Raw genomic sequence first — 25737 nt, 5'->3', positions numbered from 1 at the left:
CCGCCTGCTTTACAGCACCACCGGTTCCGGTTCGATGCGCACGCCAAAGCGTGCCTGCACCGCATCGGCGATGCGGTTGGCCAGCGCCAGCAGCATCGCGCCGGTGCCGCCGCCGTGGTGCACCAGCACCAGCGCCTGCTTGCCATAGACGCCCACCGGGCCGTCGCTGACGCCCTTGAAACCACAGCGGTCGATCAGCCAGCCGGCGGCCAGCTTGTAGCTGCCGTCCGGCTGCGCGTAGCTGACCAGGTCCGGATTGGCCTGCAACAGCGCGTCGCGCTGTGCCGCGCTGACCAGCGGGTTCTTGAAGAAGCTGCCGGCATTGCCGACTTGCGCCGGGTCGGGCAGCTTGCGCGAGCGGATCGCGACCACGGCGTCGCGAATCGTGGCCGCATCGGGCGCAGCCCGGCCATCGAGTTCGCGGGCCAGCTCCCCGTACGACAGCACCGGTTGCCACGCCTTGGGCAGGCTCAGCGTCACCGCCGTGATGATGTAGCGGCCGGCGCCGGCGCGCTTGAACAGGCTGTCGCGGTAGCCGAAGCCGCACGCCCGCAGGTCCAGCCAGACGAATGCGCCGGTGTGGCGATCATAGGCGCGCACGCCTTCGAAGCGCTCGCGCAGCTCCACCCCGTAGGCGCCAATGTTCTGGATCGGCGCCGCGCCCGCGGTGCCGGGGATCAGCGCCAGGTTTTCCAGCCCGGGCATGCCGTCGGCGATGGTGCGGTTGACCAGTCCGTTCCAGTTCTCGCCGGCGCCGGCGGTGACCAGCCAGGCATCGCCAGTCTCCTCCGGCTGGTAGCCGGGTATTTCCATCAGCAGCACCAGCGCGTCCAGGTCGCCCGTCAGCACCACATTGCTGCCGCCGCCCAGGACCACCAGTGGCAGGCCGTCGGCACGCGGGTCGGCCAGTGCCGCGGTCAGGTCGGCTTCGCTGCGCACATGCACCGCAAAGCGCGCGCGCGCGTCGAATCCGAATGTATTGTGGCGACGCAGGGGATAGAATTCGTGGAAATCTGCCATGCAAGGAAAAGGTGACGCGGCCGCCGCTGGTAGGCAAGCGACCCGGAACTGCGAGGTAGGCTGGATTATACGGAAGGCGCCGTGCGCGGCCGGCTTCCGGGCATACGGATCACAAGGAGAATGCAATGCCGTCGTTTGATGTAGTGTGCGAAGCGAACATGGTCGAGGTGAAGAATGCCGTCGAGCAGGCTAACAAGGAAATCTCGACGCGCTTCGATTTCAAGGGCTCGGACGCCCGGGTCGAGCAGAAGGAAAATGAACTGACTGCCTTTGCCGACGATGATTTCAAGCTGAGCCAGGTCAAGGATGTGCTGATCAACAAGATGGCCAAGCGCAACGTGGACGTGCGCTTCCTGGACTACGGCAAGATCGACAAGATCAGCGGCGACAAGGTCAAGCAGGTGATCACGATCAAGAAGGGCGTGACCGGCGACCTGTCCAAGAAGATCGTGCGCATCATCAAGGACAGCAAGATCAAGGTGCAGGCCAGCATCCAGGGCGATGCGGTGCGCGTGTCGGGCGCCAAGCGCGACGACCTGCAGAGCGTGATGGCGATGCTGCGCAAGGATGTTTCCGAGGCGCCGCTGGACTTCAACAACTTCCGCGACTGACCCTTGCCCTCCGCGCCGGCGCTCCTGCCGGCGCCGCCTGGCGCTGCCGCCCTCAGCGAGGCTGCGGCAGTCCGCCGATTTTCGCGCCGGCCTTGATGCCTTTCTGCGTGAACCATCCCTTGTTCATTTCCAGCGCATAGCGGATCGCCGCCTTCGGGCAATGGTTGCTCTCCGTGCGCGGCGCCATGTCCTCGATATTCACGATGGTGCCGTCATCGGCCAGGAAGGCGATCGACAGCGGCAGCTCGGTATTGCGCATCCAGAAGCAGTGGCCCGCCTTCTGCTCGAACACGAACAGCATGCCGGCGTTGGGGGCCATGGTCGTGCGGTACATCAGTCCCTGCTCGCGTGCCGCCGGCGTGGCGGCAACCTCCGCCTGGATCGCAAACATGCCCGCAGTGAGCGGCACCATCGGCAGCGCGGCCTGCGCGTGCGCGATCCCGGCGCTCAGCGCGAGCAGGCCGGCAAGGGAGGAGCATTGTGACAACAGCGTCTTGGACAGGAAGGACATGGTGTTCAGTCTGAAATGGCGCGGGCCGCGGCAGCCGCAAGCATAGCGCACACGCGGCATGCTGATGTGCGGCCGACGGTACGCCGCACCTCGACAATCCTATACCGGCAATAAAAAAGGCAGGCGCCTGGCGGCAGCCTGCCATTTCTTTCCTGCCTCGCGCACGCACGGGGCAGGGAGGGCGCCAGCAATTACTGGGCAGCCGGGGCCGACGCGGCGGCCTTCTTCTTGCTGTGCTTCTTGGTGGTGGTCTTCTTCTTGGCGGCCTTCGGGGCTTCCTTGGTGGCCGCGGGCGCTGCAGTGTCGGCAGCAGCAGGTGCCGAAGCCTGGGCGAAGGCGCCGGTGGCGAACAGGCCAACAACCAGAGCAGCGATCAGTTTTTTCATGGCGTATTACCTCGAAGGATAAGAAAAGTCGGAAATGATGACGCGCGATAGGACGTGTCCCCGACAAGAACGAGGCCGTTGCCGTCAGGGTTGACCCGCGATTTGTTTTTTTTTGTAACGAGAGCGGCGCTTGGTGTCATCCGTCCTGGCTTTCGATACATCCGGCCGCCGCGCCGGATCCGGCCGGGCATGCCGAGCAACGGCCGCCAGTCCCAGTTGGGCGGCGAACACCTCGCAGCTTTCGCCGGGCGCCAGCCCCAGGGCGCGCAGGTCAAGCGGGCCGATCCCGACCCGCACCAGCCGCAACGTGGGAAAGCCGACCGCGGCGGTCATGCGGCGCACCTGCCGGTTCTTGCCCTCGCGGATCTTCAGTTCCAGCCACGCGGTCGGGATCGCCGCGCGAAAGCGCACCGGCGGCTGGCGCGGCCACAGCCAGTCGGGCGCCTCGATCGCGCGTACCCTGGCCGGCTGCGTGACGAAGTCGCCCAGGTCTACCCCGGCGCGCAGCCGGGCCAGCGCGGTGGCATCGGGAATGCCTTCGACCTGTGCCAGGTAGGTCTTCTCCAGCTTGTGGCGCGGGTCGGCGATGTGGGCCTGCAGCGCGCCGTCGTCGGTCAGCAGCAGCAAGCCCTCGCTGTCGGCATCGAGCCGCCCGGCCGGGTAGACGCCGGGCATGCTCACGCACGCGGCCAGCGTCGGGCGCGTCGGGTGTTCCGAGAACTGGCTCATGGTGCCAAACGGCTTGTTCAGGGCAATCAGGGTCATGGGGCGCAAGTATGCCGCAGTGGCGCGCAGGGGCGGGGGAGAGGATCTGGGGTCCGGCCCGATTGGCGGATGATGAAAAATTGCTGCATAATACGAAATTAGTCTTGTGTCTTATATAAGACTGAAGGCAGCGCAGGGTGGCGCCAGGGTGATGCAATGCAGCACGGGTGTGCGGTAAGGCCCGCTACAATGCGTCAGCGCCCTCTCCCCGAATCTCGCCGACCGGCCACGAACCGGCGGCAGTCACAACCGTTCCGTACTGGAGACGTCATGTACCAACATATCAAGGTTCCGGCCGGCGAAAAGATCACGGTCAACCAGGATTTTTCGCTGAATGTCCCGGACAATCCGATCATTCCTTATATCGAAGGCGACGGTACGGGCCTCGATATCACTCCGGTGATGATCAAGGTGGTCGACGCGGCCGTGGCCAAGGCCTATGGCGGCAAGCGCAAGATCGCCTGGATGGAGATCTACGCCGGCGAGAAGTCGACCAAGGTCTACGGCCCGGACGTGTGGCTGCCGGACGAAACCCTGGAGGTGCTCAAGGACTATGTGGTCTCGATCAAGGGCCCGCTGACCACGCCGGTGGGCGGCGGCATCCGCTCGCTGAACGTGGCGCTGCGCCAGCAGCTGGACCTGTACGTCTGCCTGCGCCCGGTGCGCTACTTCAAGGGCGTGCCCTCGCCGGTGCGTGAGCCGGAAAAGACCGATATGGTGATCTTCCGCGAGAACTCGGAGGACATCTACGCCGGCATCGAATGGGCGGCCGAGAGCGACCAGGCCAAGAAGCTGATCGCCTTCCTGCAGAACGAGATGGGCGTGAAGAAGATCCGCTTCCCGGCGACCTCGGGCATCGGCATCAAGCCGGTCTCGCGCGAGGGCACCGAGCGCCTGGTGCGCAAGGCGATCCAGTACGCCATCGACAACGACAAGCCGTCGGTGACGCTGGTGCACAAGGGCAACATCATGAAGTTCACCGAAGGTGGCTTCCGTGACTGGGGCTACGAGCTGGCGCAAAAGGAATTCGGCGCCGAGCTGGTCGACGGCGGCCCGTGGTGCAAGTTCAAGAACCCGAAGACCGGCAAGGACATCGTGGTCAAGGACGCCATTGCCGACGCCTTCCTGCAGCAGATCCTGCTGCGTCCGGCCGAATACTCGGTGATCGCCACGCTGAACCTGAACGGCGACTATGTCTCCGACGCGCTGGCCGCGCAGGTCGGCGGCATCGGCATTGCCCCGGGCGCCAATATGTCTGACTCGGTCGCCATGTTCGAGGCCACCCACGGCACCGCGCCGAAGTACGCCGGCAAGGACTACGTCAACCCGGGCTCTGAAATCCTGTCGGCCGAAATGATGCTGCGCCACATGGGCTGGACCGAAGCCGCGGACCTGATCATCTCGTCGATGGAGAAGTCGATCCTGTCCAAGAAGGTGACGTACGACTTCGCCCGCCTGCTGGAAGGCGCGACGCAGGTGTCGTGCTCGGGCTTTGGCCAGGTGATGATCGACAATATGTAAGCACGGACTCCCGCTGCAGCGGGCGACCTGCCAAGGAAAACCCCGGTGCCGCCTGGTCGGCGCCGGGGTTTTTTTCTTGCCCCGGGCGCCAGTGTTGCCTAGAACGTCAGGGGTTGGACTGACGGGCCTGGCGGCCCGAGGAGACAGGCATGGACGATCCCTTCCGCCGCACCGCGTTCGGTGCGGCCCTCTTCTACAAGGACCCGCTGGCGGCCCTGGACTGGCTGGAGCGCGCCTTCGGCTTTGAGCGGGTCATGGTGATCCGCGACCAGCAGGACCAGCTGGTGCATTCTGAAATGCGTTTCGGCGACAGCTACCTGATGGTGGGCAGCGAGTGGGCGGACTTTACCGCCAGCCCGGCCTCGATCGGAGGCAAGAATACCCAGACCCTGCACGTGCATCTGCAGGAAGGGCTGGACCAGCATTGCGAGCACGCGCGCGCCGCCGGGGCCGTGATCCTGCGCGAGCCGCAGGACGAGTTCTACGGCGACCGGACCTACACGGCCCGGGACACGGAGGGACATGTCTGGACCTTTGGCCAGACTGTACGCAAGGTCACCAGGGAAGAGGCCGAGCAGGCCAGCGGGCTGAAGATCGACGGCTGGGCCTGATGGCCCGGACCCTGGGGCCCAAAAAGCAGAAAGCCCGGCGCGAGGCCGGGCTTTCCGTCGGATGTGGTGCGTGCAGCTGATCCGAGCCGGCACCCGCCGCGCCGCCGTGGCGGCAAGGCGGGGCGCTGGCATCGATCCCGTCCCGGGGGAGCCCCCCCACACCCTGGTTGACCGCTCCGCGGCTCTGCGGCCGGGATGCGGTCGCGGCGCGCTTTAGCTGGCGTCCTGGATATTGGTGGCTTGCTTGCCCTTGGGGCCCTGGACCACCTCGAACGAGACGCGTTGACCTTCCTTCAGCGTCTTGAAGCCGGACATCTGGATAGCCGAAAAGTGCGCAAACAGTTCTTCTTCGCCCTCGTCCGGCTTGATGAACCCGAAGCCCTTGGCGTCATTGAACCATTTGACGATACCGCTTGCCATATACTCCCCCACGAAATAGCAGATTTCAAAGCGGGGAAGCCTTGCCGGCCAGACGGCACGGACTGCGGCGCCATGACCTGCCGCGTCCTGAGGTGCGGCAGGCGATGACGCGCGGCGAGGTGCAATCGCGTGGCGGACAGTCTCGATGCTGACTCGCCGCCGCGGCGGCCGTGGCCTCCCTGCTCACGGATCACCTGCCTCGGCTGTTGCTTTGGCTCGTTGGCCGTCGGCAGGTGTGCGAACGATTCTTCTGGCAAAGCCGGATACTGTCAAGTTGGCGGATTCCCCACTGCCAGCAGGGTGTGGCGGGAATCGGACGGCACCTGGTGGTACCTTGGCGGCATACGCTAGGGCTGCCGTGGATGGAGTCCCGCCGCGCCGGCCACGTGCCTTGCAATGCCTCCCGCGTGAAATCCCGCGTCCTTCCACCACCGGAAACAGGTGACCCGGCTCTTGAATCCGGCGCCTTTTCCCCAAATTGCAGAGTTGCGAGTAAGGGTTAGAATAAAGCCATGGCTACACGGCTTGCGAATGTTCCACAACGCGAAGCGGGCACCATCCTGGAGCGGAAAGAGCAGGCGCTTAAACCGCCCGCCATGTTCAAGGTGGTGCTGCTTAATGACGACTACACTCCGATGGAGTTTGTAGTGATGATCCTGCAGCAGTATTTCAGCAGGGACCGGGAAACGGCGACGCAGATCATGCTCACCGTGCACCGGGAAGGAAAGGGCGTCTGCGGTATCTACACCAGGGATATTGCAGCGACCAAGGTCGAGCTGGTGTCAACGCACGCGCGGCAGGCGGGGCATCCCCTGCAGTGCGTGATGGAGGAAGCATGATTGCGCAAGAATTGGAAGTGAGCCTGCATATGGCGTTTGTCGAAGCCAGGCAGGCACGCCACGAGTTCATTACCGTGGAGCACCTGCTGCTGGCATTGCTCGACAATCCCACGGCAGCGGAAGTCTTGCGCGCCTGCGCGGCCAATATAGAAGACCTGCGCACCAGCCTGAAGAACTTCATCGCGGATAACACGCCGGTGGTGCCGGGTACCGACGAGGTCGATACCCAGCCCACGCTCGGTTTCCAGCGCGTGATCCAGCGCGCGATCATGCACGTCCAGTCCACTTCCAACGGCAAGAAGGAAGTGACGGGTGCCAACGTGCTGGTCGCGATATTCGGCGAGAAGGATTCGCACGCGGTCTATTACCTGCAGCAGCAGGGCGTAACGCGCCTGGACGTGGTCAATTTCATCAGCCATGGCATCCGCAAGGACCAGTCCGAGCCCGCCAAGCATGGCGATGCCGCTGGCGAAGGCGAGGGCGGCGACGGCAAGGAAAGCCCGCTCGAGCAATACACCCAGAACCTGAACACGCTGGCCAAGGCTGGCAAGATCGACCCGCTGATCGGCCGCGAGAGCGAAGTCGAGCGCGTGGTCCAGGTGCTGTGCCGCCGGCGTAAGAACAACCCGCTGCTGGTCGGCGAGGCCGGCGTCGGCAAGACCGCGATCGCCGAGGGCCTGGCGTGGCGCATCACCAAGAACGAGGTGCCGGACATCCTGGAAAAGGCCACCGTCTACTCGCTCGACATGGGAGCGCTGCTGGCCGGCACCAAGTACCGTGGTGACTTCGAACAACGCCTGAAGGGCGTGCTGAAGTCGCTCAAGGACAATCCGAACGCGATCCTGTTCATCGACGAGATCCACACGCTGATCGGCGCGGGTGCTGCCTCGGGCGGGACGCTGGACGCCAGCAACCTGCTCAAGCCGGCGCTGTCGTCGGGCCAGCTCAAGTGCATCGGCGCGACCACCTTCACGGAATATCGCGGCATCTTCGAGAAGGACGCGGCGCTGTCGCGGCGCTTCCAGAAGATCGACGTGGTCGAACCTTCGGTGGACCAGACCGTGCAGATCCTGCGCGGCCTGAAGTCGCGCTTCGAGGAGCACCATGGCGTCAAGTACGCGGCCTCGGCGCTGACCGCGGCAGCGGAGCTGTCGGCCCGCTTCATTACCGACCGCCACCTGCCCGACAAGGCGATCGACGTGATCGACGAAGCCGGCGCGGCGCAGCGCATCCTGCCGAAGTCCAAGCAGAAGAAGACCATCGGCAAGGGCGAGATCGAGGACATCGTCTCGCGCATTGCGCGCATCCCGCCGCAGAGCGTGAACCAGGACGACCGCAGCAAGCTGCAGACGCTGGACCGCGACCTGAAGTCGGTGGTGTTCGGCCAGGACCCGGCGATCGAGGCACTGGCCTCGGCGATCAAGATGTCGCGCGCCGGCCTGGGCAAGACCGACAAGCCGATCGGGTCGTTCCTGTTCTCCGGCCCCACGGGCGTGGGCAAGACCGAGGTCGCCAAGCAACTCGCCTTCATCATGGGCATCGAGCTGCTGCGCTTTGACATGTCCGAGTACATGGAACGCCACGCGGTGAGCCGCCTTATCGGCGCGCCGCCGGGATACGTCGGCTTTGACCAGGGCGGCCTGCTGACCGAGGCTGTCACCAAGAAGCCGCACTGCGTGCTGCTGCTGGATGAAATCGAGAAGGCGCACCCGGATATCTTCAATATCCTGCTGCAGGTGATGGACCATGGTTCGCTGACCGACAACAACGGCCGGCGCGCCGACTTCCGCAACGTGATCATCATCATGACCACCAACGCGGGGGCGGAGACCATGAACCGCGCCTCCATCGGCTTCACCAGCTCGCGCGAGCAGGGCGACGAGATGGCCGACATCAAGCGCATGTTCACGCCGGAATTCCGTAACCGCCTGGATGCCATGATCAGCTTCCGGTCGCTGGATGAGGAGATCATCCTGCGCGTGGTCGACAAGTTCCTGATGCAGCTGGAAGAGCAGCTGCACGAGAAGAAGGTGGAGGCCAGCTTTACCGAGAAGCTGCGCAAGTTCCTGGCGCACAAGGGGTTCGATCCGCTGATGGGCGCGCGCCCGATGCAGCGCCTGATCCAGGACATGATCCGCAAGGCCCTGGCCGACGAGCTGCTGTTCGGCCGGCTGGTTTCGGGCGGCAAGGTGGTGGTGGACCTGGACGAGCAGGACCAGATCAAGCTCGATTTCTCCGAGATCGAGCCGGAACCGCCCGAGGCGCCCGAGGAACAGCGCGCCGAAGCCTGAGCGGTTATCGGCCGCGTTGCCTGCAACGTGGCCGGTCATCGGGCAAAATACGGGGGTGGCAGTCATGCCGCCCCTTTTCTTTTGTCCCGGCGGCCGCCGGCCATGCCCGTCGGGGCACGAGTTTGCGGCCGCGGCTGGCCGCGCAACCGGCCAGGAATCCAGCCTGAAAACCCTGATGTCCTCTGCCGAACGCACGCGGCGCCGCCGCCTGCTGCTCAAGATCCTGCCGCTGGGCGCCATGCCCGTCCCGATGCTTCACGCCGCTGCCGCCACCGGCGCCGAACCGCCGGCGGGCAACCGCTCGATCGCGCTGGTGCTGCCGTTCCCGCCTGGCGGGAGCGTCGACATCGTGGCCCGGCAGCTGCAGCCCGGGCTGAAGGCGGCGCTGGGGCAGACCGTGGTGGTCGACAACAAGCCGGGTGCCGGCGGCCTGATCGCATCGAGCACCGTGGCGCGCGCGAAGCCGGACGGCACCACTCTGTTGATGGCCTTCGACACCCACGCCATCAACCCTTTCGCCTACAAGCAGCTGCCCTACGACACCTTCCGCGATTTCTCGCCAATTTCGCAGCTGGTGCGCTTTCCGCTGGTGATTGCCGCCAATCCCGCGCTGCCGGTGGCCAATGTGCGCGAACTGGTGGCGCTGGCCAAGGCCAGGCCCGACGGCGTGCGCTATGCCTCGTCCGGCATCGGCAGCCTGAACCAGCTGGCGGCCGAGGCGCTGGCGACCGAAGCCGGCGTGCGCATGCTGCATGTGCCCTACAAGGGCGGCGGCCCGGCCGTGCAGGCGGTGCTGTCCAACGAGGTCGATATCTTCTTCAGCAGCTATGCCGCGGTGCAGGCGCACGTGGCCGCCCGCACCATCAAGGTGCTGGGCGTGACCGGCACCAGCCGGCTGCGCCAGCTGCCGCAGGTGCCGACGGTGGCCGAGCAGGGGCTCAAGGGCTTCGAGGCCTACTCCTGGATCGGCGTGTTCGGCCCGGCCGGCCTGCCGGCATCCACGGTCACGCGCATCCACGACGCGCTGGTCGAATCATTGCGCCAGCCGCGCGTGGTCGATGCGCTGGCTGCGCAGGGCTTCGAGATCGTGGGCGGCAGCCCGGCCGACCTCGGCAACCTGGTGCGCCGCGAGCATGACAAATGGCAGGCCGTGGCGCACAAGGCCAATATCCAGTTCGAATGACGATGTCCGGCGCCGGTGCGCCGTGAAACCGAGAGGACGCCGATGGCAACGCAAGCGGAAATGTTCGACCACGCCGTGGTGGTGTGCCCAGACCTCGATGCCGGGGCCCAGGCCTGGCGCCGGCTCGGCTTTACGCTGACGCCGCGCGGCTACCACACGCTCGGCTCGCAGAACCACTGCATCATGCTGCGGCGGGACTACGTTGAGCTGCTGCACGTGACCGCGCCCAGCCCCAGCCGCCAGTACTACTGGGATGCGCAGGCGCACGGCGGCGGCTGCGCGGCGATGTCGTGCAAGAGCGCCGATGCCTTTGCCACCGCGGCACGGCTGCGCGCGGCGGGCTGGCACACCTCGGACCCGATCGAGTTCTCGCGTCCGGTGCGGCTGGATGACGGCAGCGAGCATCCGGCCACCTTTCGCGTGACCGCGCTCGACGATGCGCCGGGCGCGCGCTACTTCGTTTGCGAGCACCGTACGCCCGAACTGCTGTGGCGGCCCGAATGGACCCGCCATGCCAACGGCGCGCAGAGCATCGCCACCATGTTCCTGGTGGTGGCGCCCGCGCTGGTGGACGCCGCCGCGCGCGCCTACGCGGAGCTGACCGGCGGCGAGCTGACGCAGCTGAGCGAACATGTCTGCAGCCTGGCGCTGGACGATGCCACGCTGGTGGTCAGCACGCCGCAGGCGCTGGCTTCGGCCACCGGCACCGCGCATATCCGGCGCGAGGGGCTGGGCTACGCGGCGATCCGCCTGCGCACCAATGACCTGGCGACGGCGCGTGCCGGGTGGCGCGAACAGGGTGTGCCGACCCACGATCTGGGCCCGCGCGAGACCCTGGTGCTGGCGGATGCCGCCAGCGGCGTGGCGCTGCTGTTCGAGCAGCTGGGCTGAAATGCAAACTGGCGCCCCGCGGGGCGCCAGTGTCTTGTGCGGCCTTAGGCTGCGTCAGGCGCTGGCCTTGGCGTGATGTACGCCGGTCGAGCCAAAGCCGCCCGCGCCGCGTTCGCTGTCTTCGCTGAATTCTGCCACCGTCGAAAACACCGGCCGCAGCACCGGCACGAACATCATCTGCGCGATGCGCTCGCCCGGCTGGATCACGATCGGCTCGGTGCCGGGCGCATTGCGGTTCCACACGCTGACCATGATCTGGCCCTGGTAGTCGGCATCGATCACGCCGATCGAATTGCCCAGCACCAGGCCCTTCTTGTGGCCCAGGCCCGAGCGCGGCACGATGGTCGCGGCCATGTACGGGTTGCCCATGTGCACGGCGATGCCGGCCGGCACCAGTTGCGCGGGCGTGCCCGGCGCGATCGATACCGGGGCGTCGACGCAGGCATGCAGGTCGATGGCGGCGGCCATTTCGCTCTGGTAGGCGGGCAGGCCCCATTCATTCAGGCGCGCATCGAGCACCTTGATTTCGACGGTCGGGTTCAGTGGCTGGGTCATGGGAATCCTGGGGAAAATCGGTTCAACGGAATAGGTGGCAGCCGCGCATGATACCGGACGCGCGCGCGCCATCAGGGCCGTGCGCGCCCGGGCAGGCGCTGGCCGATCGCCGCCACCAGCTGGCGCGCCAGCGACAGCTTGTCGGCGCGCGGCAGCCGCGTCATGCCGGCGGCGTCGAACAGCACGATCTCGTTGTCGTCCAGGCCGAAGGTATGGTGGCCGATATTGCCGACCAGCAGCGGCACGCCCTTGCGCTGGCGTTTCTGCTCGCCGTACTGCTCCAGGTTCTCGCTCTCGGCGGCGAAGCCGACGCAGTAGGGTGCGTCAGCCCGCGCCGCGACCGAGGCCAGGATGTCGGGGTTCTGCACGAACTGCAGCGTGGGGGTGTCGGTATCGTTGGCCTTCTTCAGCTTCTGCTGTGCGACTTCAGCCGGGCGCCAGTCCGCCACCGCGGCCACGGCGACAAAGACATCCACGCCGTGCAGCTGCGCGATCACCGCGTCATGCATCTGCTGCGCGCTGCGCACGTCGGTCCGGACCACGCCGCGCGGGGTGGGCAGGCCGGTGGGGCCGGCCACCAGCAGCACCTCGGCTCCGGCCTCGCGCGCCGCGCGCGCGATCGAGAAGCCCATCTTGCCGGACGACAGGTTGGTGATGCCGCGCACCGGGTCGATCGCCTCGAAGGTCGGGCCGGCGGTGATCAGCACGCGCTTGCCCTGCAGCGGCTTGGGCTGGAAGAAGGCGATGATGTCGTCGAGCAGCTCTTCGGGTTCCAGCATGCGGCCGTCGCCGACCTCGCCGCAGGCCTGGTCGCCGCTGCCAGGGCCCAGGATCATCACGCCGTCGGCGCGCAGCTGCGCGGCGTTGCGCTGGGTGGCGGGGGCAGCCCACATCTGGCGGTTCATCGCCGGCGCCACCAGCAGCGGGCAGTCGCGCGCGATGCACAGGGTGCTGAGCAGGTCGTCGCACAGACCGTTGGCCAGGCGCGCCATGAAATCGGTCGAGGCCGGGGCGATGACGATGGCATCGGCCTCGCGCGACAGGTCGATGTGCGCCATGTTGTTGTCGATGCGGGCATCCCACTGCGACAGGAAGACCGGCCGGCCGGACAAGGCCTGCATCGTCACCGGCGTGATGAAATGCGTCGCCGCCTCGGTCATGGCCACCTGCACGGTGGCGCCGGCCTTGGTCAGCAGGCGGACCAGTTCGGCCGACTTGTAGCAGGCGATGCCGCCGGTCAGGCCGAGAACGATGTGCTTGCCGCGCAAATCCATGGTAAGGCTCGTCAAAGGGTGGGAAACGGCATGATACCGGCTGAGCGTGCTCGCTGCTGCCGGCAGCGGCACCGGATGGCATCAGGGCCGCATTCGCGGCCCTGGCATCACCTGCTGTGGTCTGGCGGCGCTCAGTGGCGCCGCACCCGCCGCAGCTCGTCCACGATCAGCAGTACCGCGCCGACCGTGATCGCGCAGTCGGCCACGTTGAAGGCAGGCCAGTGGTAGTTGCGCACATAGAAGTCCAGGAAATCGACCACGTGCCCGTAGACCACGCGGTCGATCACGTTGCCGACCGCGCCGCCCAGGATCAGCGACACCGCGAAGCAGAACATGCGCTGGCCGGTATGGCGGTACAGCAGCCAGACGATGAACGCGCCCACCACGAGGCCAAGACCGGTGAAGAACCAGCGCTGCCAGCCGCCGGCATCGGCCAGGAAGCTGAACGCCGCGCCCTTGTTGTAGACCAGCACCAGGTTGAAGAAGCTGGTCACCGGGCGCGATTCACCATAGGTGAAGGTGCGCACAATGACGATCTTGAAGAACTGGTCGAGCACTACCACCAGCAGCGCGAAGGCCATCCACAGCAGCGGGGTGGTGCTGCCGGCGGCCTTGTTGTTGCGGCGTGCCGGGCGGGCGGAACGGGACGTGGTCGATGCCATCAGGCATGGCTCCTGTGTTCACCGGCGCCGAACAGGTTGCTGTCGCAGCGCCCGCAGAGGGTCGGATGGTCCGGGTTGTGGCCGACATCGGCGCGGTAGTGCCAGCAGCGCTCGCACTTGGCATGGGCCGACGGGGTCACCGTGACCAGCAGGTCGCCGGCCTCGGGCGCGTGCGTTACCTTGGCCGAAGAGGTCAGCAGCACGAAGCGCAGGTCGTCGCCCAGGCTCTGCAGCGCATCCAGCACGGGGCCGCCGGCCTGGATGGTCAGCTCGGCCTGCAGCGACGAGCCGATCTCGCCTTCCACGCGCACCGCTTCCAGCTGCTTGGTGACCTCGGCGCGCACTTCGCGCAGCGTGTGCCACTTCTGCAGCAGGTCGTCGGCGCCGTCGTCGACTTCCGGCACCGCGTAGTAGGTGCTGGTGAAGATGGTGTCGGTGTGCTCGGTGCCGTGGGCGAAGATCTGCCACGCTTCCTCGGCGGTGAACGACAGGAACGGCGCCATCCAGTGCAGCATCGCCTGGGTGATGTGGTACAGCGCGTTCTGCGCCGCGCGGCGGGCCTTGGAGTCCGGCGCGGTGGTGTACAGGCGGTCCTTCAGCACATCGAGGTAGAAGCCGCCCAGGTCCTCGGAGCAGAACGTCTGCAGCTTGGACGCCACCGGGTGGAATTCATACGACTCGTAGTGCGACAGCACTTCCTGCTGCAGTTGCGCGGTCAGCGCCACGGCGTAGCGGTCGATCTCCAGCCATTCCGACGCCGGCAGCGCATGCCTGGCGTGGTCGTAGTCGGACAGGTTGGACAGCAGGAAGCGCAGCGTGTTGCGGATGCGGCGGTAGCTTTCCACCACGCGCTTGAGGATCTCGTCCGAGATCGACAGCTCGCCGGAGTAGTCGGTCGAGGCCACCCACAGGCGGATGATCTCGGCGCCCATCTTGTTGGTGATGTCCTGCGGCGCCACGGTGTTGCCGACCGACTTGGACATCTTGCGGCCCTCGCCGTCGACGGTGAAGCCGTGCGTCAGCAGCGCCTTGTAGGGCGGCTTGCCGTACAGCATCGACGCCGTCAGCAGCGACGAATGGAACCAGCCGCGGTGCTGGTCCGAGCCTTCCAGGTACAGGTCGGCGAGGCGGCCATCGGGCGTATCGGCTGACGGATCGTACAAGTCGTCGCGGTGCGAGCCGCGGACCACGGTCCAGTGCGTGGTGCCGGAATCGAACCAGACGTCCAGCGTGTCGCGATTCTTTTCGTACTGGCTGGCCTCGTCGCCGAGCAGCTCCTTCGGATCCAGCGTCTGCCAGGCCTCGATACCGTGCTGTTCGACGCGTTTTGCCACTTCTTCCAGCAGCTGCGGCGTGCGCGGGTGCAGCGCACCGGTTTCCTTGTGCAGGAAGAAGGCCATCGGCACGCCCCACTGGCGCTGGCGCGACAGCGTCCAGTCCGGCCGGTTGGCGATCATGTTGTGCAGGCGCTGCTTGCCCCAGGCCGGGAAGAACTCGGTGGCGTCGATGCCGGCCAGCGCGGTCTCGCGCAGGGTGGGGCCGGTCTTGCCGTTCTCGTCGGCCGGGTCCACGTCCATGCCCGCGAACCACTGCGAGGTGGCGCGGTAGATGATCGGCGTCTTGTGGCGCCAGCAGTGCATGTAGCTGTGGGTGTACTTGTGCGAATTGAACAGGTTGCCCGAGGCCTGCAGCACCTCGACGATCTTCGGGTTGGCGTCCCAGATCGACAGCCCGCCAAAGAGCGGCAGCGTGCCGGCATAGACGCCGTTGCCCATCACCGGGCTGATGATGTCCGAATCGGCCATGCCGTGCGCCTTGCACGACTGGAAGTCTTCCACGCCGTAGGCCGGCGCCGAGTGCACGATGCCCGAGCCGGTGTCGGTGGTGACGTAGTCGCCCAGGTAGACCGGCGACAGGCGGTCATAGCCCGCGTCCATCTTCGCCAGCGGGTGGTGGAAGCGGATTTCCGACAGTGCCGCGCCGGTGGTGGTGGCCACGACCTTGCCTTCCAGGCCGTAGACCTTCAGCTGCTCCTCGACGCGCTCGGTGGCCAGGATCAGGTAGCCGCGCGGGGTCTCGACCAGCGCGTATTCCACTTCCGGGTGCACGTTCAGCGCCTGGTTGCTCGGGATGGTCCACGGCGTGGTGGTCCAGATCACGATCCAGCCGGGCTTGCCGTCGAGCTGCTCGAACGGCACCTTGAACGCGTGCGCCAGCTTGTCGGCTTGCGCGAACGGGAAGCCCACGTCGATCGACAGGTCGACCTTGTCCTTGTATTCGACCTCGGCCTCGGCCAGCGCCGAGCCGCAGTCGAAGCACCAGTTCACCGGCTTCAGGCCGCGGAACACATAGCCCTTCTCCATGATCTTGCCGAGTGCGCGCAGTTCATCCGCCTCGTTGCTGTAGTTCATGGTCAGGTAGGGGTGGTCCCAATCGCCCAGCACGCCCAGGCGCTCGAAATCCACCATCTGGCGCTTGATCTGCTCGGTGGCGTAGGCGCGCGCCTTGGCCTGGACCTCCTGCACCGGCAGGCCCTTGCCGAACTTCTTCTCGATCTGGATCTCGATCGGCATGCCGTGGCAGTCCCAGCCCGGCACGTAGACGGCGTCCAGCCCGGTCAGGCCGCGCGCCTTGATGATCATGTCCTTGAGCACCTTGTTGACTGCGTGGCCGATATGGATGTCGCCGTTGGCATACGGCGGGCCGTCATGCAGCACGAACTTCTTCGCGCCCTTGCGCGCCGCGCGGATCTTCTTGTAGAGCTGCTTGTCCTGCCACTGCTTGACCCACTGCGGCTCGCGCTTGGGCAGGTCGCCACGCATCGGGAAGGGCGTGTCGAGCAGGTTGACCGGATACTTGCTTTTCTCGGGCTTGGCGCGTTTGTCGTCAGACATTTCGATTCTCAGGGCAATTCGGGTTGGCGCGCGGGCGGCGGCAGGCCGGCGGGCGCGCGGAAAGACTGGGGCAGGCGGCGTGCGTGCCGGGCCCGCGCCACTGGCATGCGGGCAGGCGCCGGCCGCTACCTAATTCGGTCGGTGGCGGAGGTGGCGAAGTCGCGCCCGCCGCTGCCTTCGGCCGCGCCCGGGGCGGTCAGGCCGAAGAAGGCGCGCGCATCGGCGCTGTCCTTGGCGATGGCGGCGGTGAGCTGGTCCAGGTTGTCGAAGCGCGCTTCGTCGCGCAGCTTCTTCATGAATTCAACCCGCACCAGCTTGCCGTACAGGTTCTCTTTGAAATCGAATAGGTGAACTTCCAGCAGCACCCGGCCGGCGTCCTCGATGGTGGGGCGCACGCCGATGCTGGCCACGCCCGGAAAGGGCTGGTCGGCGATGCCATGCACCTGCACCACGAAGATGCCGCTGACTGCCGGCCGCTTGTGCGAGATGCGCAGGTTCAACGTCGGGAAGCCCAGGTCGCGGCCCAGCTTGCGGCCGTGGATCACGTGGCCGCTGATGGCATAGCCGTGGCCAAGCAGGCGCCGGGCATGCTCCAGGTCGCCGTCAGCCAGCGCCTGGCGCACCGCCGAGCTGGAGATGCGGATGCCGCCTTCGGACACCGAGCCCATCTGCTCGACATCAAAGCCGTAGCGGCGCCCGGCTTCCTGCAGGTAGGTAAAGTCGCCGGCGCGCTTGGCGCCGAAGCGGAAGTCGTCGCCGACCAGCACCCAGCGCGCGTGCAGGCCATGCCACAGCACGTTCTCGACGAACGCCTGCGGCGACTGGGCGGCAAAGTGGGCGTTGAAGTGTTCCACCACCACCCGGTCCACGCCGTTGCGGCGCAGGCTTTCCAGCTTGTCGCGCAGCAGCGCGATGCGGGTGGGGGCCTTGTCCGGGGTGAAGAACTCGCGCGGATGCGGCTCGAAGGTCATCACGCACAGCGGCAGGCCGCGTGCGTCGGCCGCTGCGCGCGCACGCGCGAGCAGCGACTGGTGGCCGCGATGCACACCGTCGAAATTGCCGATGGTGAGCGCGCAGGGCGCCCGGCTTTCGGCGTTGGGCAGGCCGCGGAAGACTTTCACGGGGACGGCGGGAAACGTTTCAGTTAAAGCGAGCATTATAAGGCGAATGGGTCCGCTTACCGCTCCCGCCGCCCGCGGCCGGTGCCGCGCTGCTGTTTTTGTGCCGCAACCGGCCCTCGCGGCATGGCGCGATGCCGCAAAAGGCGGCATGATATGGCCCACTTCGGCTCCACTTCGGCCCTGGCACCTGCTGCCCCCGATATCCGCCCATTCCAAGCCAGCCACACTTGAAAGCGCTGCCCAACCGGTTCTTTTCCCGGCTCCTGCCCCGAGTCCTGCCTCAGGCGACCGCCCAGCTCGACGTCGAGACGCGCGCCAAGCTGATGGCCATCGTGCACAAGAACTCGCCTACGGCAATCGTGGCCTCGGTGCTGCTGCCCGCGCTGACCACACTGGGATTCTGGAACGACGTGAGCCACTCGGCCTTGCTCGGCTGGTGCGCGGTGATGCTGCTGCTGACGGCCGGCGGCCTGTGGTTCTACGTCGGCTACCAGCGCGACCATGCCTCGATGAGCCGTTCCGCGCACACGCGCAAGTGGTGGAACAATATGCGCGCGGTTGCCTTCCTGACCGGCGTAACCTGGGGCAGCTCGGCACTGCTGCATTTGTATACAGGCTCGGCGGTGTTCTCCAGCGTGCTGTACCTGCTGACCCTTGGGGTGCTGGCTGGCGGCGCGGTGTCGCAGGCGCCGGTGCCGTCGAACCTGGTCTATGCCGGCGTGCCGATCCTGGTGCCCAACATCCTGATGGCGGAATTCGCCTTCCCCGGCCATGGCGCCTATGTGCAGGGACTGCTGGTGATCTACGGGGGGATGCTGTCGCGCCATGCCTTCAACCTGCAGGTCACGCTGGTGCGCGCCATCCAGCTCGAGGGCGACAGCCGCCGCCTGGCCAAGCAGTTCCAGGAGGAAAAAGAGCGCGCGCTGCATGCCAGCGAGGAGAAGTCGCGCTTCCTGGCCGCCGCCAGCCACGACCTGCGCCAGCCGGTGCATGCGCTGGTGATGCTGGTGGAGGCGCTGCGCGCGCGCAACCAGTCGTCGGCGCTGCATCCGCTGGTGGAGCAGGTGGCGGCGGGCACCCAGACCATCGACCTCTTGTTCCGTTCGCTGCTGGACCTGTCCAAGCTGGAAGGGCGCAAGGTCCTGCCGACGCTGGAGCCATGCGAGCTGGGCGCTCTGATCCGCGACGTGATGAGCCAGTTTGCCGCCGATGCGCGCGAAAGCGGCCTGACCCTGACCCCGCGCGTGCCCGACGAGCTGTACGCCATGGCCGAGCCGGTGCTGTTGCGCCGGGCCCTGTTCAACCTGGTGCAGAACGCGCTGCGCTACACCCAGCGCGGCGGCGTGCTGGTGACCGCGCGCCAGCGCCGCAAGAGTGTGCGGCTGGAAGTCTGGGATACCGGCGCCGGCGTGACACCGGAGCACCTGCCCGACATCTTTTCGCCGTACTACCAGGTCCATAACCCGCAGCGCGACCCGTCGCAGGGCCTGGGGCTGGCCATCTTCAAGGAATGCGTGCGCCTGATGCGCGGCACCTATGGCGTGCGCTCGGTGCCGGGCAAGGGTTCGGTGTTCTGGTTCGCGCTGGCGACGGTGCCGGCCGAGACCGTGGCCAGCGTGCGCGAGATGCGCGCGATGGCGCAGGCAGAAGAGGCCAAGCCCGACCGCCTGCAGGGCACGGTGCTGGTGGTCGACGACGACAGCCAGATCCGCAAGGCCTGGATCGCGCTGATGGAGGCCTGGGGCATCCGCGTGGCCTGCGCCGCGCACGGCGCCGAGGCTGACAAGCTGTTTGCCAAGGGCCTGCGCCCGGACATCATCTTCTGCGACCTGCGCCTGCCCGGCAGCGAGAACGGACTGGATTTGCTCGAGCGCTGGCAGAACACGCAGCCGCAGGCGCGCAGCGCGCTGCTGACCGGCGACCTGAAATCCGCCGCGCTGGCGGCGGCGGAAGAGGCGGGGTATTTCGTGCTGCCCAAGCCGGTGGACCCGGCTTCGCTGCGGCTGTTGCTGCGCCGCTGGCTGCGGCCGGCGTAGGGCGGGGGGAGGACGGCGAAGGGTGCCGGCCTGCGTTACTGGCGCAGGCGGAACCGCTCCATGCGCGACATTACCTGCATGCGCGTGCGCACGCCCAGGCGCTGCAGGATGGCCGACACGTGTTCCTTGACGGTGTTCTCGGTCAGCCCCAGGCGGCGCGCGATCACCTTGTTCGGCAGGCCTTCCAGCACCAGCGCCAGCACCGAGCCCTGGCGCGGCGTCAGGCCGAGTTCGGCCGGCGTGACCGGAATGCCGTGGGCGGGCCCGAACGACTGCGCGCGGCCGTTCAGGGCCTCATCGGTGGGGAAGGAGGTGTCGCCTGCCAGCACCTTGCGCACCGCGGCGGTGAAGGCATTGGCATCAAGGTGCTTGCCGACGAAGCCGCAGGCCGACAGCGCGCGGGCGCGACCGACGATCTCGGGGGTGGCCTCGGCGGACATGAAGATGAAGCGTGCGCCAGGAATGACGGTCTTGAACGACTGCATGGCGTCGAAGCCCGTGCCATCGTTCAGCCAGATATCGAGCAGCACGATATCGGGGCGCAACCCCTGCTGCAGGCTTGTCAGGGCTTCGCGGGCACTGCCGGCGGCATGGACGGCCACATCCGGCATGACTTCGGCGAGAAAAGCCGTAGTGCCTGACAAAGCCATAGGATGATCATCGACCACCAACAACGTCGGTGCAGCGTTCGACATGCGAATTCCCGTTCAAATTCCCGTTTCGTCCTTGTTGTCACCAGCTCTTGGCGAGCACTGTGTCAGGCACAGGGTTGGCGCGTGGACGTAGCGCCCACTCTAGCAGAGGGGGCGAAGCGTCACAATCCATCAATCGGGGGTATACGGTCACGCCGTCACATGTTAGAGACATCGCGCCCTGTCCGATTCTCGTGAATTAAGCACGTAATGCGTTGGCTTTACCGGAGTTTAGCGCCTTGCCTTGGTAGAATTGCGCGATGAAAAAAATTGTCATCTTGATTTCCGGGCGAGGCTCCAATATGGAAGCCATCGTCCGTGCCTGCGCGGGGGGCGGCTGGCCTGCCCGGGTGGCGGCAGTACTGTCGAACCGGCCGGATGCCGCCGGGCTGCAATTCGCGCAGCAGCAGGGCATCGAAACCGGCGTGGTCGACCATCGCCAGCACCCTGACCGTGCTGCTTTCGACGCGGCTTTGGCCGAGGCCATCGACGCCTACGCGCCCGACCTGGTGGTACTTGCCGGTTTCATGCGTATACTCACGCCCGGCTTCGTCGACCGCTATGCGGGCCGGCTGCTGAATATCCATCCGTCGCTGCTGCCGTGCTTCCCGGGCCTGAACACCCACAAGCAGGCGCTGGACGCCGGCGTCAAGCTGCATGGCGCCACCGTGCACTTTGTCACCCCTGAACTCGACCATGGCCCGATCGTGATCCAGGCTGCACTTGATGTGCAGCCCGCGGACACGCCCGAGAGCCTGGCCGCGCGCCTGCTCGAATGCGAGCACGTGATCTATCCCCGCGCCGTGCAATGGTTCGTCGAGAACCGCCTGCAACTGCAGGACGGCGTAGTCAACGTTATCAACCCGGCCGAATCGCAATTGCTGATGGCCATCTCCGCCAATACCCCGGCGGGAGGAGTCAAGGCATGAGTCGCACCCAGGCAGGAACCCGATCCCCGCGCAGCGAAGGACGCGCCCCCGTGCGCAGCAAGGGCAAGGGCAGCCCCATCCGCAAGTCGCCCAATGCCGACGGCGCCGCGGTCCGCTCGCACGGCGGCCTGCATGCCACCCATATCCAGCATATCGACCGCCTGCTCGGCAAGGTCATGCTGTTTGCGCGCCCGGCCGATGCCGTGGTGAGCTACTACTTCCGCGAGAACAGCAAGCTTGGCCACCGCGAGCGCGGCATCATTGCCGAGGCCATCTACGCGGTGCTGCGCCGGCGCGTCGAGTTTGCGCAGTTTGCCGAAAGCGGCACGGGCGCGACCTCGCGCCGGCTGGCGCTGCTGGGCCTGGCCGCGACCCTGGGCCGCGACACGCTGACGCCGTTCCTGCATCCCGAAGAAGCCGAGTGGCTGGACCGACTGACCACGATCGAGCGCTCCAGCCTGGCGCCGCGCGTGCGCGCCAACCTGCCCGAGTGGCTCTACGATGAACTGGTGCGCGGCCACGGCGAGGCCTTTGCGGCGGCCCTGGGCGACGCGCTGCTGCGTCCGGCGCCGCTGGACCTGCGCGTCAACCTGGCCAAGACCAGCCGCGAGGCCGCACTGGCCGAGCTGCAGGCCGCCGGCCTGGGCGCCGAGCCCACGCCGATGGCGCCGGCCGGCATCCGCATGGCCGGCAAGCCGGCGCTGAACCAACTGCCGATCTTCGTCAACGGCCTGGTCGAGGTGCAGGATGAGGGCAGCCAGCTGCTGTGCAACCTGGTCGCACCCAAGCGCGGCGAGATGGTGGTCGACTTCTGCGCCGGCGCGGGCGGCAAGACCCTGGCGCTCGGCGCGGCGATGCGCTCCACCGGCCGGCTCTATGCCTTTGACGTATCGGAAAAGCGCCTGGCCAACCTGAAGCCGCGGCTGGCGCGCAGCGGGCTGTCCAACGTCCACCCGGTGCTGATCGACTCCGAGCGCGACGCCAAGATCAAGCGCCTGGCCGGCAAGGCCGACCGCGTGCTGGTCGACGCGCCCTGCAGCGGGCTGGGCACGCTGCGCCGCAACCCCGACCTGAAGTGGCGGCAATCGCCGGAGTCGGTGCTGGAACTGACTGCCAAGCAGAGCGCGATCCTGGACTCGGCCGCGCGGCTGGTGAAGGGCGGCGGCCGCGTGGTCTACGCGACCTGCAGCGTGCTGGAAGCTGAAAACGAGCAGATCGTGCGCGACTTCCTGGCTGCGCACCCCAACTTCCGCCTGGTGCCGGCCGCCGAAGTGCTGGCCGAGCAGAAGATCGAAGTGACCGGGCTGCCGGACAACGGCATGTTTGCCCTGTATCCGCACCTGCACCAGACCGACGGCTTCTTTGCCGCGGTGCTGGAACGCACCAGCTGAGCGGCCGTGCCTGCCGGGCCGCCCGCCGATCGCGCGGGCGGCCGCGCCAACCCTGAGTTTCCTCCATGAACGGTGAGACCCTGTCCGACCTGGGCGGCCTGAAGGACCTGAAGGCCTCCCATTCCATGTTCGGCAAGATGCTGGACGACCTGATCCGCGACGCAGGCGGGCCGGGCTTCTTCTGGCAGCTGCTGGTACTGGCCGGCTGCCTGCTGGTGGCGTGGCCGCTGGCGCGCTTCGTGGTGCGGCGCCTGGAAGCGCGCTACGAAAGCTCAAGCTTCTCCGTGCGCTTTGCCGCCGCCAGCCTCGAGCGCGCCATGTTCCCGCTGGCCGGCTGGGTGCTGGTGCTGATCGCCCGCTTCGCGCTGGCGCCGCTGATCCCGATCAGCGTGCTGCGCCTGGCGCTGGTGCCGCTGTTCGGCATCACCTTCCTGAATTTCACCTTCTATGTGCTGCGCCGGGTAATGTCGGGCAGCGGCCAGCTGCACGGCATGCTGCTGCTGGTGGAGAAGGTGCTGACCACGCTGGTGTGGGCCGGCATGGCGCTGTACGTGCTGGGTGTGCTGGCGGACGTGGTGGCGTGGATGGAGGGCGTGCGCTTCTCGATCGGCGGCAAGCAGAAGATCAACCTGGCCGACACCCTGATGGCGGTGGTCTGGATCCTGCTGACGGTGCTGGTGGCGCTGTGGTTCGGTTCCTGGCTGGAAGAGCGGCTGATGCGCTCGACCAACCTCGACGGCAACCTGAAGGTGGTGCTGACGCGCATCTCCAAGGCCTTGCTGCTGCTGGTGTCGCTGCTGCTGAGCCTGTCGCTGGTGGGGATCGACCTGACCGTGCTGTCGGTGTTCGGTGGCGCGCTGGGCGTGGGCCTGGGGCTGGGTTTGCAGAAGATCGCCAGCAACTACATCTCCGGCTTCATCATCCTGCTGGACCGCTCGGTCAAGCTGGGCGACCAGATCACGGTGGACAAGTACACCGGCATCGTGTCGCAGATCCGCACCCGCTACACGGTGGTGCGCAACGGCGATGGCGAAACCCTGGTGCCGAACGAGCAGCTGGTGGCGCAGCCGGTGCAGAACCATTCGTTCTCCAACACCAATGTGCGCGTGGCTACCCGGGTGCAGGCAGACTACAACGCCGATCCGGAAACGGTGATCGCGCTGCTGACCGCGTGCGTGCGCAACCTGCCGCGCGTGCTGCCCGAACCGGAGCCCGCCGCTTTCCTGGTGCTGTTTGCCGACAGCGGCATCGAGTACGAGGTCGCGGTCTTCGTGGCCGATCCGCAGAACGGCAAGCTGGGCGTGCAGTCCGCGATGAACCGCGCGATCTGGCGCACGCTCCGCGAGCATGGGATTTCCATCCCCTATCCGCAGCGCGAACTCCGCGTGCTGGGGGGAGCACCCTTGCCCGGTGCCGATCTGCCCCCATCTAACATCGTAGCGGAGGCGAATGCGGCGAGTGCCGCATAGGCCGCCAGGCGGGCGCAGCATGCGCCACCCACGGAACGAAAACCGTTGCACCCCGTCAAAATCCGGGAAATAGCGTATGCTTGCGCGTCGCGCGATCCGGTAGAATGCCGGGTTGTCGCGGGTTGCAGCTAAGGTTGCAGCGCACGCTCCCACATCAGACAGCCGCCAGATTGCAGCGGCTCGTACCTTGTCCCGCCCGCGGAGGGTCATCCCAGCGCCGGCGCGAGACTCGTGTGCCTGGGAGCCCGGAATGACTTCGGGTCCCGTGGCAGGCGCCAGAAAGCTATCGCAATCACTTGGATTCGCAGCCTTTTTTCTGCGCATTGCGTGCACCGGCCCCGCCGGGCTGCACGGGAAAGTCCCTGTTTAACTGACGGAGAACAGTTTGTTCGACACTATTCTTGACTGGGCCGCCAACGGCCTTGCCAACTGGACCTGGTGGGAGATCGTCATCTACACGCTCGTGATGACGCATATCACGATCGCCGGCGTCACCATCTTCCTGCACCGCTGCATGGCGCACCGGTCGCTGGATCTGCACCCGATCGCCCAGCATTTCTTCCGCTTCTGGCTCTGGCTGACCACGGGCATGGTCACGCGCGAGTGGACCGCCATCCACCGCAAGCACCACGCCAAGTGCGAAACCGAAGAAGATCCGCACAGCCCGCAGACCCGCGGCATCCGCAAGGTGCTGCTGGAGGGCGCGGAGTTGTATCGGGCCGAATCCAAGAACAAGGAAACCATCGCCAAGTTCGGCCATGGCTGCCCCAATGACTGGGTCGAGCGCAATGTGTACTCGCGCTTCGGCTGGCAGGGTGTCGGCCTGATGCTGATCATCGACCTGGCGCTGTTCGGCGTGATCGGCATGACCGTGTGGGCGGTGCAGATGCTGTGGATCCCGATCCATGCCGCCGGCATCATCAACGGCCTTGGCCACTGGTGGGGTTATCGCAACTACGATTGCGAGGACGCCTCGACCAATGTGTCGCCGTGGGGTCTGATCATTGGTGGCGAAGAACTGCACAACAACCACCACACCTACCCGACCTCGGCCAAGTTCTCGATCAAGTGGTATGAGTTCGATGTGGGCTGGGGCTATATCCGCGCGATGCAGGCAGTCGGCCTGGCCAAGGTCAAGAAGACCCCGCCCAAGGCGCGCCTGGTGGAAGCCCGCCCGGTTGACCACAACACGCTGGAAGCGATCATCGCCAACCGCTATGACGTGATGGCGCGCTACGCCAAGGCCGTCAAGGGCGCGTTCCGCCAGGAACTGGACAAGCTCAAGGAAGGCGGCGTGGCCGAGTACCGCAGCTTCAAGCCGGCCAGCAAGTGGTTCCACCGCGAGGAAACCAAGCTGGCCGCGCCGCAGCGCGAACAGCTCGCCAGCATCGTCGAACAGAACAAGGCGCTGCAGACCTTCGTCGAAATGCGCCGTGAACTGGCCGCCATCTGGGGCCGTTCCAACCTGACGCGCGAGCAGCTGCTGCAGCAGCTGCAGGCCTGGTGCCATCGTGCCGAGGCCAGTGGCATCCAGGCGCTGCAAGATTTCTCGCTGCGCCTGCGCCGCTACGCCTGATACAATTCGGCCGCGCCGTATGGTTTGACAAAGCCCCGCCCATGGCGGGGCTTTTGTTTTAGATAAACTCCCCAATATTCTGGCCGGGC

23 protein-coding genes are annotated in these 25737 nt (G+C 66.5%); 12 read left to right on the top strand and 11 right to left on the bottom strand.

What is annotated here, in order from left to right; all coding sequences use genetic code 11:
* Window positions 1-9: 9 nt before the first annotated feature.
* The gene (gene murB / locus CNE_RS14715) at window positions 10-1020 is read right to left on the bottom strand and encodes a UDP-N-acetylmuramate dehydrogenase (protein WP_013957891.1); all 1011 of its coding nucleotides are present in this window, start codon (window positions 1018-1020) and stop codon (window positions 10-12) included.
* A gap of 125 nt (window positions 1021-1145) precedes the next feature.
* Here murB and CNE_RS14710 point away from each other — a divergent pair, with 125 nt between their 5' ends.
* On the top strand, window positions 1146-1631 hold the full coding sequence (locus CNE_RS14710; RefSeq protein WP_013957890.1) for a YajQ family cyclic di-GMP-binding protein: 486 nt from the start codon (window positions 1146-1148) through the stop codon (window positions 1629-1631).
* A 52-nt stretch (window positions 1632-1683) separates the two neighbouring features.
* Here CNE_RS14710 and CNE_RS14705 read toward each other — a convergent pair whose 3' ends face one another.
* The 3 genes from CNE_RS14705 to CNE_RS14695 form a co-directional block, all read right to left on the bottom strand.
* The gene (locus tag CNE_RS14705; RefSeq protein ID WP_041228459.1) at window positions 1684-2142 is read right to left on the bottom strand and encodes a DUF192 domain-containing protein; all 459 of its coding nucleotides are present in this window, start codon (window positions 2140-2142) and stop codon (window positions 1684-1686) included.
* A 191-nt stretch (window positions 2143-2333) separates the two neighbouring features.
* Window positions 2334-2528, bottom strand: coding sequence for a hypothetical protein (locus CNE_RS14700; protein WP_013957888.1), 195 nt, complete (start codon window positions 2526-2528; stop codon window positions 2334-2336).
* Window positions 2529-2612: 84 nt separating this feature from the next.
* Window positions 2613-3293 (bottom strand): pseudouridine synthase, encoded by a 681-nt coding sequence (locus tag CNE_RS14695; protein WP_013957887.1) that lies wholly within the window; start codon window positions 3291-3293, stop codon window positions 2613-2615.
* Between the two features lie 270 nt (window positions 3294-3563).
* On the opposite strand from CNE_RS14695, the gene icd reads away from it, so the two are divergent.
* Window positions 3564-4814 (top strand): NADP-dependent isocitrate dehydrogenase, encoded by a 1251-nt coding sequence (icd, locus tag CNE_RS14690; RefSeq protein ID WP_013957886.1) that lies wholly within the window; start codon window positions 3564-3566, stop codon window positions 4812-4814.
* 149 nt (window positions 4815-4963) lie between these two features.
* Complete coding sequence (locus CNE_RS14685) at window positions 4964-5425, top strand: VOC family protein (protein WP_013957885.1); 462 nt, start codon at window positions 4964-4966, stop codon at window positions 5423-5425.
* Between the two features lie 213 nt (window positions 5426-5638).
* On the opposite strand, the gene CNE_RS14680 is transcribed toward CNE_RS14685, so the two are convergent.
* Window positions 5639-5845: a cold-shock protein gene (locus CNE_RS14680; protein ID WP_010814999.1), complete on the bottom strand. Its 207-nt coding sequence runs from the start codon at window positions 5843-5845 to the stop codon at window positions 5639-5641.
* 512 nt (window positions 5846-6357) lie between these two features.
* Here CNE_RS14680 and clpS point away from each other — a divergent pair.
* The 4 genes from clpS (at window position 6358) to CNE_RS14660 (ending at window position 11049) form a co-directional block, all read left to right on the top strand.
* Window positions 6358-6684: an ATP-dependent Clp protease adapter ClpS gene (gene clpS, locus CNE_RS14675; protein ID WP_010814998.1), complete on the top strand. Its 327-nt coding sequence runs from the start codon at window positions 6358-6360 to the stop codon at window positions 6682-6684.
* Window positions 6681-8975 carry an ATP-dependent Clp protease ATP-binding subunit ClpA gene (gene clpA, locus CNE_RS14670; RefSeq protein WP_013957884.1) on the top strand — a complete coding sequence of 765 codons (2295 nt, stop codon included), beginning with the start codon at window positions 6681-6683 and terminating at the stop codon, window positions 8973-8975. Before clpS ends, clpA begins: the two co-directional genes overlap by 4 nt.
* Window positions 8976-9150: 175 nt before the next feature.
* Entirely contained in the window at window positions 9151-10158 is a 1008-nt protein-coding gene (locus CNE_RS14665) for a tripartite tricarboxylate transporter substrate binding protein (protein ID WP_041228104.1), read from the top strand.
* A gap of 42 nt (window positions 10159-10200) precedes the next feature.
* Complete coding sequence (locus tag CNE_RS14660) at window positions 10201-11049, top strand: VOC family protein (RefSeq protein WP_013957882.1); 849 nt, start codon at window positions 10201-10203, stop codon at window positions 11047-11049.
* A 54-nt stretch (window positions 11050-11103) separates the two neighbouring features.
* On the opposite strand, the gene dut is transcribed toward CNE_RS14660, so the two are convergent.
* From dut to CNE_RS14635, 5 genes are all read right to left on the bottom strand, one after another.
* A complete protein-coding gene (dut, locus tag CNE_RS14655; RefSeq protein ID WP_011615967.1) occupies window positions 11104-11604 on the bottom strand; it encodes a dUTP diphosphatase in 501 nt (166 codons plus the stop codon).
* Window positions 11605-11675: 71 nt separating this feature from the next.
* The gene (coaBC, locus tag CNE_RS14650; protein ID WP_013957881.1) at window positions 11676-12878 is read right to left on the bottom strand and encodes a bifunctional phosphopantothenoylcysteine decarboxylase/phosphopantothenate--cysteine ligase CoaBC; all 1203 of its coding nucleotides are present in this window, start codon (window positions 12876-12878) and stop codon (window positions 11676-11678) included.
* Window positions 12879-13009: 131 nt separating this feature from the next.
* Window positions 13010-13540: a signal peptidase II gene (gene lspA, locus CNE_RS14645; RefSeq protein WP_013957880.1), complete on the bottom strand. Its 531-nt coding sequence runs from the start codon at window positions 13538-13540 to the stop codon at window positions 13010-13012.
* On the bottom strand, window positions 13540-16434 hold the full coding sequence (gene ileS, locus CNE_RS14640) for an isoleucine--tRNA ligase (protein WP_013957879.1): 2895 nt from the start codon (window positions 16432-16434) through the stop codon (window positions 13540-13542). Before ileS ends, lspA begins: the two co-directional genes overlap by 1 nt.
* A 125-nt stretch (window positions 16435-16559) precedes the next feature.
* On the bottom strand, window positions 16560-17555 hold the full coding sequence (locus CNE_RS14635; RefSeq protein ID WP_041228102.1) for a bifunctional riboflavin kinase/FAD synthetase: 996 nt from the start codon (window positions 17553-17555) through the stop codon (window positions 16560-16562).
* Window positions 17556-17782: 227 nt separating this feature from the next.
* On the opposite strand from CNE_RS14635, the gene CNE_RS14630 reads away from it, so the two are divergent.
* Window positions 17783-19591, top strand: coding sequence for a hybrid sensor histidine kinase/response regulator (locus CNE_RS14630; protein WP_013957877.1), 1809 nt, complete (start codon window positions 17783-17785; stop codon window positions 19589-19591).
* A gap of 35 nt (window positions 19592-19626) precedes the next feature.
* On the opposite strand, the gene CNE_RS14625 is transcribed toward CNE_RS14630, so the two are convergent.
* Entirely contained in the window at window positions 19627-20286 is a 660-nt protein-coding gene (locus CNE_RS14625; RefSeq protein WP_011615962.1) for a response regulator, read from the bottom strand.
* Window positions 20287-20543: 257 nt separating this feature from the next.
* On the opposite strand from CNE_RS14625, the gene purN reads away from it, so the two are divergent.
* From purN to CNE_RS14605, 4 genes are all read left to right on the top strand, one after another.
* On the top strand, window positions 20544-21212 hold the full coding sequence (gene purN, locus CNE_RS14620; RefSeq protein WP_013957876.1) for a phosphoribosylglycinamide formyltransferase: 669 nt from the start codon (window positions 20544-20546) through the stop codon (window positions 21210-21212).
* Entirely contained in the window at window positions 21209-22603 is a 1395-nt protein-coding gene (locus CNE_RS14615; RefSeq protein ID WP_013957875.1) for an RsmB/NOP family class I SAM-dependent RNA methyltransferase, read from the top strand. Before purN ends, CNE_RS14615 begins: the two co-directional genes overlap by 4 nt.
* 65 nt (window positions 22604-22668) lie before the next feature.
* Window positions 22669-24072, top strand: coding sequence for a mechanosensitive ion channel family protein (locus CNE_RS14610; protein ID WP_013957874.1), 1404 nt, complete (start codon window positions 22669-22671; stop codon window positions 24070-24072).
* Between the two features lie 385 nt (window positions 24073-24457).
* Window positions 24458-25648, top strand: coding sequence for a DesA family fatty acid desaturase (locus CNE_RS14605; RefSeq protein ID WP_013957873.1), 1191 nt, complete (start codon window positions 24458-24460; stop codon window positions 25646-25648).
* Window positions 25649-25737: the final 89 nt, after the last annotated feature.

It is taken from the genome of Cupriavidus necator N-1 (assembly GCF_000219215.1).
In the GTDB taxonomy this organism is placed as follows: domain Bacteria; phylum Pseudomonadota; class Gammaproteobacteria; order Burkholderiales; family Burkholderiaceae; genus Cupriavidus; species Cupriavidus necator.
The sequence above is the reverse complement of the archived record's forward strand: the minus strand, read 5'-3'. Positions and strand labels throughout refer to the sequence as shown.